Raw genomic sequence first — 12,879 nt, 5'->3', positions numbered from 1 at the left:
TTATTCACCGCCATCCTTTGCTTCCGGCAGCTCTTTTGTATGTGAATCTGCTTCCAGCAATATCCTGTCGAAGTCGCTTTGATACAGCTGATCCTGCACGATGCGGTATTTTTCAAACTCGCTCAGGGCGTGTTGTTCCGCAATTTTGGCAGAAATGCTTCCCGCATTGGTCAAAATTTCCTTTCTGCTCAGCCGAAGAACGCCCTCGAACTGTTCTGCCCAATCCTCCATCGTCATAGGAACCTGTTCCTCAGCTCTTAGCTCTGCCAAATCAAGATAGGCGTTGACGATTCTCGTCATTGCAGAAAGTTCTTCCTGTGTCAGATAATTCTTGGCAATCACCACATCGTATTTCTGAATTTTACCGTTGGGAGCATCCTTCCAAGTGGTCAGCCCCATGTGCTCTTTGCGGCTGTCAGCACGGCGATAGATGGTCTCTGCCGCTGTTTCACCATGAATCGCCCAATGAAGCTGATTCTGCACCCGTGCGAAAAACAGCCTTGTCGTTTCTGCCTTGGCATCGTAGTCAATACTGGTGGCATAGATGTCGGTGATCTTCTGGTAAAACCGCCGTTCCGAAAGGCGAATTTCACGGATGCGTTCCAGCTGTTCTTCAAAATAATCTTTTGTCAGAATAGTTCCGCCGTTTTTCAGGCGCTCGTCATCCATAGCAAAGCCCTTCACGGTAAATTCTTCAATGATACGGTTTGCCCACTTTCTGAACTGCACCGCACGGGGAGAATCCACCTTATTGCCCACGGCAATGATAGCGCTCAGATTATAGTGATTGGTGTTGTAGGTTTTGCCGTCCGCAGCAGTTATTCGAAATTTTCGAATAACTGAATTCTCGTCGATCTCTCCGTCGGTAAATATTTTTTTCAAGTGATAATTGATGGTGTGCGTTTCCACATTATACAGAAGTCCCATCATTTTTTGGGTCAGCCATACATTTTCATCGCAATATACTGCATTTACATCGCTTTTCCCGGTGGCGGTGATGAATGTCAGATATTCCGCAGCGGAGGAACGAACGATGCTGATTTCACGCTTGTCTTTCTTCATCATCCCACCTCAATCTCTGCAATAATCTTTGCTATTTCATCACGAAGAACCTGTTCACGGGCAACGATTTGCTCGATCTCGGCATTGAGCTTTACAATGTCGATTTTCTCTCTGGTGTCCTCGGCTTCCACATAGGTGGAAACAGAGAGATTATAATCATTGTCCGTAATTTTCTCATAGTTTGCCAGATGAGAGAAGTGTGCTTCCTCGGCTCGATTAGCAAAGGTGTCCACGATTCTTTCGATGTTCGTCTGTGTCAGTTTGTTGTTGTTCGTTACCTTGATACACTCAGCGGAAGCATCAATAAACAGGGTCTTGTTGTCGGCTTTGCCTTTTTTCAGCACCATAATGCAGGTCGCAATAGAAGTTCCAAAGAACAAATTGCTTGGCAGTTGGATAATACAATCAATAAAGTTGTTGTCGATCAGGTATTTTCTGATTTTCTGCTCTGCGCCGCCACGGTACATAATGCCAGGGAAGCAGACGATTGCTGCTGTGCCGCCTGTTGCCAGCCACGAAAGGGAGTGCATGATAAAGGCAAGGTCGGCTTTAGACTTCGGTGCGAGAACGCCAGCCGGAGAAAAACGAGGATCGTTAATCAGCAGAGGGTTGTCATCACCAGCCCACTTGATGGAATAGGGCGGATTGGAAACAATCAGCTCAAACGGTTCATCGTCCCAATGCTGCGGTGCGGTCAGTGTGTCCTCACAGGCAATGTCAAACTTATCAAAGCCAACATCATGCAGGAACATATTGATACGGCAAAGGTTGTAGGTCGTGATATTGATTTCCTGCCCATAAAAGCCGTTTCTGACGGCATCTCTGCCCAAAACCTTTTCCGCTTTCAGAAGCAGGGAGCCAGAGCCGCAGGCGGGGTCATAGACTTTATTGATTTCAGTCTTGCCCACCGTGCCAAGTCTGGTGAGCAGTTCGGAAACATCCGCAGGGGTAAAGAACTCGCCGCCGGATTTTCCTGCCCCAGATGCGTACATGGTCATCAGATACTCATAGGCATCGCCAAAGGCATCAATATCGTGATCCTTCACATCACCAAGGTTCATATCAGCTACACCATGCAGAAGTTTTGCAAGGCGTTCATTTCTCTTTGCAACGGTAGAACCAAGCTTGTTGCTGTTTACATCAAAATCATCGAACAATCCAGCAAAGCTGCTTTCGGAAGATGAGCCTTTTGCAGAGCTTTCAATGTGGTTGAATACACGCTCCAAAGTTTCATTCAGGTTTTCATCGTTGTCGGCTTTGAGATTGACATTGCAAAACAGCTCGGACGGAAGAATAAAGAAGCCCTTTTCTTCTACCAAGCCATCACGAGCTTCTTCTGCATCGGTATCGGGCATTTTGGCATAATCAAAATCGGTATTGCCGGCTTCCTGTTCGCCGGAATTGATGTAGTTGGTCAGGTTCTCGGAGATATAGCGATAAAACATGGTTCCGAGAACATAGTTCTTAAAATCCCAGCCGTCAACGGCACCACGAAGCTCATCAGCGATAGCCCATATCGCACGATGCAGCTCGTCACGCTCTTGTTCTTTCTTTGTATCAACCATGGTTTTCCTTCTCCTTTTCGTTCGGTATAAATTCCAGAATATCGTCAACGCCACAATCAAGGGCACAGCAAATTCTTTCGATGCTCTCTAAGGCTATATAGTTGTCACGCTTTAACCGGGTAATGATGTTAGCACTAAAGCCACCTTTTTCCATCAGCTCAGCATTGGTCATTCCCTTATCAATCATAAGATGGAACAGTTTTTTGTAGCTTACCGCCATAGCTTCGCCCTCCTTTTACAATATTTCTTATCATATCACGAATAAGTGAAAAAATCAAATCATCAGCGATGAAATCAAATCGGATTTTCATCCTATAACCATCCTTTTGAGGGAATATAGCGTGGTTCAATAGGTTTGTATTCCCTTATGTACTTGCGGTCAGAATATCGGATGCAAGCCCGACATTTTGACCACATATCGCCCCAACTGTTACATTATTCCGTCCGGCTCTTGAACCCGGTTTGCTTTGCACTCTCATTTGATAAAATAAAAGCGGCGTTCCTGTTCTTCCTGTTTCAGAAGTTAGGAATGCCGCCTGTGCGTTACATTATTCTTATGCTTGGAATGTCAAGTGGTCTTATCCGTAGAACTTATTTTTTCTTTCTGTATTATCTTTTTTTATAAAGTACCAGCTCCGGATCTTCTCCTTCTGGCCCGTATGTGCTGATCATAATGAAATCCATATTGGCAAGGATACCGAAATACCTGTCTCCGCCAAATTCTGGCTCCAGCTGGTTTCCCAGATAAGTGGTTTCATCATTTAAAAATTTTACTGTTTTTCCGTTAGGCAGCGGATATCCCAGATTTACATAGCTGCCCACAAGGGCGTTCAATTTCTCCACTTTCGGAAGACCTTTTATATGAAGATCATTGATCTCTTTTATCAGCTGTTCTTTAAATGCCTCAAATTGCCCATTGTCACTTAATTCTTCATATCTTTTCCAGTAATCCAGACTGGGGAGAAGCTGTTTCATATAAGAACGTGCCTGTTCTTCTGTGAAATCTTCATTTACCATATGTTTTACGCAGACATCGATAAGGTCATCCATATTGCTGTAGGTGTAGGTTCCATCGGCATAGCACCATTTGCAATACTCTTCATTTAATGTACCATCGCTGTTATGGCTTATGATTCCATCCTCTAATGGCATTCCGCAGCACTGGCAAACAAGCTGCCTTGGAGCACCTAAAAGTGTATTGATCGACACGTCAAATTCCTTTGACAAAAGCTTTAAGGTCTCCGTATTTGGAACCGTCTCACCCGTTTTCCTTAGTTAAAGATATTGTTTTATCTGAGTGCCAGTTGCTGCTGACACTCAGTTTTTTTATCAATCAATTTTGCCGACAAAGCGGTAGTAAATCTCTATTTTCTGTTCACGAAAGCCGTTATCGTATTTGACTGCTTCATGGACTACGATTTTATTAATCATGTTGTTTAGTAGTTCTGCGGTCAGTTCCGTAGGCTCAGAATACTGTTTGACAATCTCAATCCATTTCCTTGCATCTTCCACGGACTGTTTGCTTTCTGATAAGGCCGCTTTGAGTTTCTGGATTTTTTCATCCAGTTCAAGCTGCTCCATCTGGTATTTCTGAGACAGCATATTGAAGTTATACTCGGTAATGCGTTCGGAAACTCTGTCCTCATACATTTTGGCAAACAGCCTATCAACCTCTGTCTTGCGCTTCTCAGCTTTTGCAAGCTCCGCTGTGTGTTTCTTCATGGCAGCGGCTCTTTCCTTGTCTCCAGCCTTCAGGATGCTCTCTAAGAGCTTTTCTTCATCCTCTCGGACAGCTTTTGTCCAATGCTGAACTCGGAGCAATACATAGGTGTAAAGCGTATCGTAGCGGATATAGTGCATGGAGCATTTACCGGTGCCTTGTCCGTAATTACTGCAATGGTAATGACCATACGGCGTTTTATTCTGACGATTCTCACCATAGGCAAGAGACCAGCCACAGTCAGCGCATTTTATAAGACCGGAGAAAATCTTGGTAGTGCCATCTTTCTGCTTTCTTCTGCGGGAAGCAATCTGCTCCTGCACATGATAGAAAACATCTTTGGAAATGATAGGTTCATGTGTATTCTCGATACGAAACCATTCTTCCTTTGGCTTGCGGATTTTCTTTTTGTTCTTGTAAGAAATGTTGGTCTGCTTGTTGTGGATGCTGTTGCCAATATAGGTTTCATCTTTCAGAATTTCCTTTACCTGGCCGATTGACCAATCGTACTGTTTTTCCTCTGGGGCATCTGCGTAGATGTGAGCAAATGTTCCGTATCGGGTGTAGTTGAGCCAACCGGATGTGGGAACCTTTTCTTCAATAAGCCTATGGGCAATACTTGCAGCACCGGAACCATGATAAGCAAGTTCAAAGATTTTCTCAATGATCCATTTGGTTTCCTCATCCACCACAATAGCATTTTTGATTTCAGGATGCTTCTTGTAGCCCAAAGGTGCGTAAGTACAGATACGTTGACCGGCAGCGTGCTTTGCACGAAGCGCAGCCTTTACTTTACGGCTGGTGTCCTTGGCAAACCATTCATTGAACAGATTTTTGAAAGGAACGAAATCACTGAGACCTTTTTCGGTATCCTCATTTTCTGTAACAGCGATATAACGGATATTCTTCTCTGGGAACACAAATTCCAGATAGTAGTCCATCATAACGTGTTCACGACCAAAACGGGAAAGGTCTTTTGTGATGATGCAGTTGATCCTTCCCGCATCCACATCGTCCATCATTCGCTGAAATGCTGGTCTGTCAAAAGCTGACGTTAGATAACGATACTTTTGAAAGCACTGGAAAATCAAGGTTTTTCGAGCGACGGACAAGCAGGGTATTGTACTAAAAACTGAATACGACGCAGAAGCGGCGTTTCTTACTCTCTACATGGGAGAACAGGAACGCCGCTTTTTTATGCCCTTTGTTACGCAGTAGGGGCAGAAAAAGCCTTGCTACAAGATCTTCACTTTCAGGCAAATTCAGCAGCCAATCATATCGAGCTTCTTCAGGCAGATAGAAACCGCATTTTTCGATAGCGATTTCATGGATAGGGCGTTCCATACGAGTACCTTTGGTAGAATTAAACTCTGCCTTGATCTCAGGCTCGAACTTGCTATATTTTACATCTGCAAATCGCAGGAAAATCAAGCCGAGAATAGGCTCGGCGTATTCCGTGGACTTCAAGCCAGAATTAGCACGTAGCTGATCGGCGGTTGTCCACAATGTATCCTTTAAGTTTTTCAACTGTTTATTGGTCATTTGTATTCTCCTCCGGCACATATTGCATTAAGTCACCGTAATCGCAGTTCAACACGTCACAAATCCTGCCAAGGATTGCAAGATTGACCGGTTCATCTCTGCGAAGCTTTGTCATTGTATTGGGAGCAATATCTGCCGCTTTTCGTAAATCTGCTTTACTCATTTTCTTATCGACAAGCAGTTTCCACATTCGGTTATATGAAATAGCCATGCGTCTACCTCCTGTTTCCGCTTTTACGCTTACTGTGTATAATAATAGCAAAACTTGCCGTAATTTTCAAGATACATTCGCAACTATATGCGATGACGGCTTGATTTCTGTGATTGTACATAAATGGTCATTTTCTTTCAATTCCATTCCGGAACGGATAGAAAAGGATCAGTATCACTATAATCAGTATTATTAATATCAGTATTATTACATTGTGATTTTCACAGTTCTTGAATTGTGAATCCACAGAGTACAGGCTGACCCAATAGGCCAGCCTTCATTGCAATTCATAGGTTTGGTTGTAACTCAGTTCAGGAACAACCACTGCTATTTGCGTATTGATTGGAACAGCGGACAGGAGACGCTGCATTTTGCGCTCAAACTCTTCGGAGAATTGATGCTGACATTGTTCCGGTATCGGTAAACTCTCATTCATTGCAAGAGCAAATTCCTCAGCCACCTGTTTCAATAATTCCTCGGACAACATATCACCCCCATCATATTCGTTTAACTATAATAACGATTGAAAACACCAATTTTGGACAGGCGGAAAATATTTTTTGCATTTTGATAGATACAAAATACCACCCGAAGGATCGTTCCTACGGGTGGCTTCAAATCGTCTATGTTCTTTATTCTTCCATGACTTCCAACATCATTCTGGCACCCAGCTTAAAGCTGTTCTGGAATATCAGGCACTCCGTAATGGTTTGATGTTCTCGGACACAATCCGTGTATTTCTCGAACAATGCTTTCTGTTCGTCCGTCATAGCTACTCGGAGTTTTTCTTCATTCCAGCAAATCAGTTCCTGTAATTTCTTATACTCTTTACAGGAAGAAGTATCGTAGTCGGTAGGCTCAATATTGCCGTACCAAAATTCTTCAAGAATTTTCATACGATGTCCTCCTCATAGACCAGTTCCCGGAGGACACTTTCTTCCGCCTGTGCTTTCAAACTATTCATATGTGCTACCCATGCAAGCTGCTGTGTTGCCTTGTCTGGTGCTGGATTCTTTCCCAACAAATCCGTCATCAACAACTCCATTCGCTTCTCACAGGTCTGTTGTACTTCCCGCAGATGCGGGAACAGGCTCTCTGTCAGAATCATGTCGTTAAAAAGCATTGGTTTGTTCTGTTCCAAAAACGCTCTACGCATTCTGCCATATTTTCCAAGGGCCTGTGTACTTGTATATGACAACTTGATGTTAGGGATATAGTAATCACCGCATTGGGTATAAGTGAAGTTCTGAGCCATAATGATACCTCCAATAAATCTTTAATTTTCATATTGGAAGTAATGTAAGCGTGAGTTTTTGGTAGTTTCTTTAACTTTGGGAAACTCCGTTTTCCCAGCGTGATACCGCCTGTCGTGTAACCATAACCTTTTGTGCTAACTCTTCCTGAGACACCCCCTTTTTCGTGCGAAGCTCTAAAATAATATTCTTTGTTTCCATGGCATTTACCTCCGTTATATAGATCATAACAGAATTACGAGTTTTCGAAAAGCAACCTGCTGTTTCTATAGATATTGAAAGCCGCTGTCAGCCTTTTCCGAATGTATGGCAGCAAAAAAGCAGTCCCCATGGTAAAGCAGGACTGCTTGGATCTTATGTTGCATCCCCGGTTTCCGGGGCTTGTGCTTCTTTCAGTGTCATTTTCACCCGGCCGATCACACGGTCATCCATTTTCAGGATCTCGTAATCCGCTTCCGGGGTGGTTACAGTAAGAGGAAGTGCCTTTTCAGTTGGGATATATCCCAGAGCCTCTATGAGATAACCGGATAAAGTATCGTATACGCTGTCCACATCCAGATGGAATTCTTCTTTCAGGTCCGATAATGCTATACTTCCGGAAAGGCTGTATACATGTCCTGGTTCCTGTTCAATGATCTCAGGTTCTACTTCTTCATACTCTTCGTGGATGTCCCCGACGATCACCTCGATCAGGTCCTCTAATGTGACCATGCCGGATACTCCGCCGTATTCATCGATCAGTATGGCCAGTTTTTCCTTCTTCTGCTGCATTTCCCTGAAAAGAGCATCTGTTCGCCTGTTTTCTGGAACAAAATAGGCAGGTGTTAAAAGAGAGCGGATATCCAGATCTTCAAAAGATTTCTTTCTTGCTTCGATCGTCAGCGCTTTCGTAGAAAGGATACCGATGATATTATCAATATCTTCCTGATATACCGGGATCTTGGAATGCATGGACTGGAGGATATCATCCAGATAAGAATCCACCGGTTCATCAATGTTAATGGCTACCATATCCTGTCTTGGCACCATGACTTCTTTTGCTTTTTTATCATCAAATGAGAAGATCGAAGTGATCATCTCTTTCTCGATCTCATTAAATACACCAGTCTCGCTTCCCGTTTCCAGAAGGGATTTGATCTCCTCCTCTGAAACATCACTTTCCAGATCTTCATGATGCATACCGAAAAGCTTTAAGATCCCACTGGTGGAAACATTTAAAAGACCTACAAAAGGCTTTACCACGCAGGATGCAAAATAGACCAGGCCAATGCAGGATAAGCTGAATTTTTCTGCATTCTGCAATGCTATTCTCTTAGGGATCAGTTCTCCGAATACCAGATTTACATAAACAAGGATAATGGTAACAAGTACCAGTGCAGCGATCCTGCTGCCAGGTATGCCCCATTGGTTCATCTTTACAGCTAATATTTCTGAAATCCCTGTTGCTGCTGCCGCACTGGAAAGAAAACCGGCCAGTGTGACTATCAACTGGATCGCAGATAAAAATGCTGTTGAGCCTTCCATCAGGTGCTCGATCAGGGCTGCTTTTGTATTTCCCTGTTCCTTTAACCTGTGGATCTTGTTTTTGTTTACAGATGCCACAGCCATCTCTGCTCCTGCAAAATATCCTCTTATAAGAGTAAGTACCAGAAGAATAAGAAGCTGTGTGAAAATACTGGCCGGTTGCGGATCGGTTTCCATAATAAAAATTCCTCCTTTGGGATGTGGATCATCATCCGTATTATTATCATTTAGACTTTATTATACAGACAGTCACGAAAAAAGTCAGCCCCTATTTTCTCAAAAAGGGACTGGCTTTATAAGTTTCTTTATAAATTTAACATTTCTTTTATCCTACAGCTGTAAACTGGCTGTTATAGATCTCAGCATAAAAGCCGTTCTTTGCCAGCAGCTCTTCGTGCTTTCCTTTTTCTACAATATGCCCGTCGCGCATAACAAGGATCATATCTGCCTCGCGGATAGTAGAAAGACGATGGGCAACAATAAAGCTGGTCCTTCCTTCCATCATCTTGGCAAAGGCTTTCTGAACACGGATCTCAGTACGGGTATCAATAGAGGATGTTGCCTCATCTAAGATCAGCATCGGCGGCAAGCAGAGCATAACTCTGGCTATGCACAAAAGCTGCTTCTGGCCCTGGGACAGGTTTCCGCCGTCCTCACTGATCACAGTATCATAGCCCTGAGGCATTCGCATGATAAAGCTGTGGGCATGGGCTTCCTTTGCTGCACTTACGATCTCTTCTTCTGTTGCCTCCGGTCTTCCGTATGCAATGTTGTCACGGATAGTTCCTGATTTCAGCCAGGTCTCCTGAAGCACCATGCCATAGCTGGTGCGAAGACTTTTTCTGGTAACGTCACGGATGTCTTTTCCCTCTACCTTAATAGAACCGGGATTTACATCATAGAACCGCATAAGGAGGTTGATCACTGTGGTCTTTCCACAGCCAGTAGGCCCTACAATGGCTACTCTCTCACCAGGCTTTACAGAAAGGTTCAGATCTTCGATCAAAGGTCTGTCCGGTGTATAAGAGAAATTTACATGTTCGATCTCCACCTGTCCCTTTACATTTTCAAGGACTGTGGCATCTTTCTTATCTTCCAGAATAGTCTTTTCATCGATCAGTTCAAATACTCTGGCTGCAGATGCGAGGGCATTCTGAAGTTCTGTTACAACGCCGGAGATCTCGTTAAATGGCTTTGTGTACTGGTTTGCATAGCTTAAAAAGCTGGTAAGCTGTCCAACGGTCATAAAACCCCTGATAACTGCATAAGCACCGGTAATACCAACAGCTGCATAGACCAGGCTGTTTACAAAACGGGTAGCCGGGTTGGTAATGGATGAAAAGAAAGTAGCACGCAGACTGTATCCGGCCAGCTTGTTGTTGATCTTATGGAAACGTTCTTCTGCTTCTTTCTGATATCCAAAAGCCTGGACCACCTTCATATTTCCAAGCATTTCATCAGTCAGTGTAGTCAGCTCACCTCTTGTTTCAGACTGATGTTTAAACATAACATATGTCTTTTTGGCAATAAAGCTTGCAACAAACAGGGAAACAGGCGTTAAAACTACAACTACCAGTGTGATCAGCGGGTTAATGGAAACCATAAAAAGCAAGGTTCCAAGAATGGTCATCACTCCTGTAAAAAACTGGGTAAAACCCATTAGCAGGCCTTCAGAAAACTGATCGATATCTGCAATAATACGGCTGATGATATCACCAGAAGGATGGGAGTCAATATAACTTAAAGGAAGGACTTCCAGATGTCCGAAGGCTTTTGTACGGATATCTTTTACCACTCTGTAGGTGATAATGTTGTTGATATGGTTCATAAGCCACTGGCTGATGGCGGTAGCTGCCATTGCCATGATGATCTTTTTAATAATGTTTATCAGGGCTGCAAAATCCACATTTCCCTGACTTACGGTCTCATCCACTGCTTTGCCTGTAAGGATAGGGATATAAAGAGTAAATGCAACTGTTACTAATGCTAACAAAAGGGATAAACATACTGCCCATTTGTAAGCAGCAATATAATCAAGGACTCTTTTTAATGTCTCAATGCTCTTATCCCGGCTCATTTTCGGCTTTTTACTGCTCATCCCGTTCCACCTCCTCTTTTGACAGCTGTGACAGGCAGATTTCCCTGTAAACATCGCATTCCTTCAAGAGCTGCTTATGACTGCCCATACCTGCCAGCTTTCCATCATCCAGCACCAGAATGGTATCTGCATTGCGGATGGTAGTTGCTCTCTGGGAAACGATAAATACAGTCATATCCTTTGTATTTTCCCGGATGGCCTTTCTCAGTCTTGCATCTGTTGCAAAGTCAAGAGCAGATGCGCTGTCGTCCATGATCAGGATCTGCGGATCTCTCACCAGTGCCCTTGCAATAGTAAGACGCTGGCGCTGGCCACCGGATAAGTTATGGCCGCCCTGGTCGATCACCAGGTCAAGTCCTTCTCCTTTTGCTTCAACAAAATCTCTTGCCTGGGCAACATCCAGTGCATGCCAGATCTCTTCATCAGAAGCATCTTCCTTGCCCCAGCGCATGTTATCACGGAGCGTGCCTTTAAAGAGGACAGCTCTCTGGGGTACCACGCCAATAGCATGTCTTAGATCTGTAAGGGATAAGTCTCTTACATCTTTTCCATCAATAAGAACAGTTCCTTCTCTTACGTCATAAAATCTTGGGATCAGATTTACCAGCGTAGACTTGCCGGAACCTGTACCGCCGATCACGCCAATCGTCTGTCCTTTCATTGCCTTAAAAGAAATATCTGTAATGGAATCAGATTTTGCACCTGCATAAGCAAAGTTTACATGGTCAAATTCCACTTTTGCAGTTTCAGCACTGACTTTTTCTGTGGTATCTTCCATGCTTTTTGCGCCACGAGTTTTTATCTCATGAGTTTTTTCCTCAATGCTGCTCTTGATCTCAAATACGCTGTCCACACGTCTCATACAGGCAACTGCCTTGGAGATCAGGATGATCAGGTTTGCCATTTTGATCAGTTCTACCAGGATCTGGGCCATATAATTTACAAGAGCAATGACTTTACCCTGACTGATGATACCGGCATCTACTCTTGTGGCACCTACCCAGATCACAGCTACAGTAGCAATATTAATGATCACATACGTAACAGGGTTTAACAGTGCAGATATCTTTCCTACAAATACCTGCATTTTTACCAGGCTGCCATTTTCTTCTTCAAACTTCTCACGCTCATTTTCCTGGCGGTTAAAAGCACGGATCACACGTACGCCCATGAGATTTTCCCTTGTAGTCAGAAGCACTTTATCCAGCTGCCTCTGCACAGACTGGTATAACGGCATACTTACAAGCATGATGCCAAATACTACAACGCACAATACAGGAATAGTCACTGCAAATACCATAGCTGTATGAGCATCTACGGTAAATGCCATGATCATGGAGCCAAATACCACAAATGGGGAACGAAGCAGCAGGCGCAAGGTCATATTAATGCCGTTCTGCACCTGGTTGATGTCACTGGTCATCCGTGTGATCAGCGTAGAGGTTCCTATGGTATCGATCTCCGTATAAGACAGAGTCCCAATATGGGAAAACAGGTTATTCCGCAATGCAGTGGCTGTTCCCGTGGCTGCCTTGGCTGCAAAATACTGGGCTGTCAGGGAACAGGTCAGTCCAATAGCTGCAAGGAGCAAAAGAAGACCTCCCATGCGCACCACATAAGATACACTTCTGTTTGCAATACCTACGTCTACCATACTTGCCACTACTAAAGGCACAAACAGCTCGAAGCTGGCCTCCAGCATCTTAAACAGCGGCCCCAGTATGCTCTCCTTCTTGTAGGCACCCATATAACTGAGTAATCGCTTCATAATGCATTTCTCCTAAAAATATTGTATTTTATTTAACTGTCTGGTATTATAGCACATGAAAACCTATATTTAAAATATTGATTTAATATAGAAATTATATGTTTATCCTATAGATATTTTTTATAAACATTTTGCA

13 protein-coding genes and 1 pseudogene are annotated in these 12,879 nt (G+C 43.6%); all 14 read right to left on the bottom strand.

Going from position 1 to position 12,879, the window contains the following annotated elements; all coding sequences use genetic code 11:
* On the bottom strand, positions 1-1,062 hold the full coding sequence (locus OGM16_13165) for a virulence RhuM family protein (protein UYJ48462.1): 1,062 nt from the start codon (positions 1,060-1,062) through the stop codon (positions 1-3).
* Positions 1,062-2,627, bottom strand: a complete 1,566-nt coding sequence (locus tag OGM16_13160) for a type I restriction-modification system subunit M (protein ID UYJ45750.1) — start codon at positions 2,625-2,627, stop codon at positions 1,062-1,064. The genes OGM16_13165 and OGM16_13160 overlap by 1 nt, the downstream gene beginning before the upstream one ends.
* Entirely contained in the window at positions 2,620-2,847 is a 228-nt protein-coding gene (locus tag OGM16_13155) for a helix-turn-helix transcriptional regulator (protein ID UYJ45749.1), read from the bottom strand. Before OGM16_13155 ends, OGM16_13160 begins: the two co-directional genes overlap by 8 nt.
* A 389-nt stretch (positions 2,848-3,236) precedes the next feature.
* Entirely contained in the window at positions 3,237-3,854 is a 618-nt protein-coding gene (locus OGM16_13150) for a zinc ribbon domain-containing protein (protein ID UYJ45748.1), read from the bottom strand.
* 102 nt (positions 3,855-3,956) lie between these two features.
* Positions 3,957-5,399: pseudogene (locus OGM16_13145) on the bottom strand (recombinase family protein).
* Between the two features lie 73 nt (positions 5,400-5,472).
* Positions 5,473-5,889 (bottom strand): type I restriction-modification system subunit M N-terminal domain-containing protein, encoded by a 417-nt coding sequence (locus OGM16_13140; protein UYJ45747.1) that lies wholly within the window; start codon positions 5,887-5,889, stop codon positions 5,473-5,475.
* Positions 5,879-6,100, bottom strand: a complete 222-nt coding sequence (locus OGM16_13135) for a helix-turn-helix transcriptional regulator (GenBank protein ID UYJ45746.1) — start codon at positions 6,098-6,100, stop codon at positions 5,879-5,881. The genes OGM16_13140 and OGM16_13135 overlap by 11 nt, the downstream gene beginning before the upstream one ends.
* Before the next feature lie 277 nt (positions 6,101-6,377).
* Entirely contained in the window at positions 6,378-6,587 is a 210-nt protein-coding gene (locus OGM16_13130) for a hypothetical protein (protein ID UYJ45745.1), read from the bottom strand.
* A 145-nt stretch (positions 6,588-6,732) separates the two neighbouring features.
* The gene (locus OGM16_13125) at positions 6,733-6,996 is read right to left on the bottom strand and encodes a hypothetical protein (protein ID UYJ45744.1); all 264 of its coding nucleotides are present in this window, start codon (positions 6,994-6,996) and stop codon (positions 6,733-6,735) included.
* Positions 6,993-7,355, bottom strand: coding sequence for a TnpV protein (locus OGM16_13120; GenBank protein UYJ45743.1), 363 nt, complete (start codon positions 7,353-7,355; stop codon positions 6,993-6,995). Before OGM16_13120 ends, OGM16_13125 begins: the two co-directional genes overlap by 4 nt.
* A 70-nt stretch (positions 7,356-7,425) precedes the next feature.
* Complete coding sequence (locus OGM16_13115) at positions 7,426-7,554, bottom strand: helix-turn-helix domain-containing protein (protein ID UYJ45742.1); 129 nt, start codon at positions 7,552-7,554, stop codon at positions 7,426-7,428.
* Between the two features lie 153 nt (positions 7,555-7,707).
* Positions 7,708-9,054: a hemolysin family protein gene (locus OGM16_13110; GenBank protein ID UYJ45741.1), complete on the bottom strand. Its 1,347-nt coding sequence runs from the start codon at positions 9,052-9,054 to the stop codon at positions 7,708-7,710.
* A gap of 148 nt (positions 9,055-9,202) precedes the next feature.
* Entirely contained in the window at positions 9,203-10,975 is a 1,773-nt protein-coding gene (locus OGM16_13105) for an ABC transporter ATP-binding protein/permease (protein UYJ45740.1), read from the bottom strand.
* Entirely contained in the window at positions 10,965-12,743 is a 1,779-nt protein-coding gene (locus OGM16_13100) for an ABC transporter ATP-binding protein/permease (protein ID UYJ45739.1), read from the bottom strand. The genes OGM16_13105 and OGM16_13100 overlap by 11 nt, the downstream gene beginning before the upstream one ends.
* Positions 12,744-12,879: the final 136 nt, after the last annotated feature.

It is taken from the genome of Lachnospiraceae bacterium (assembly GCA_025758065.1).
Classification (GTDB): Bacteria; Bacillota; Clostridia; order Lachnospirales; family Lachnospiraceae; genus Enterocloster.
This window is presented reverse-complemented; position numbering and strand designations above follow the sequence as displayed.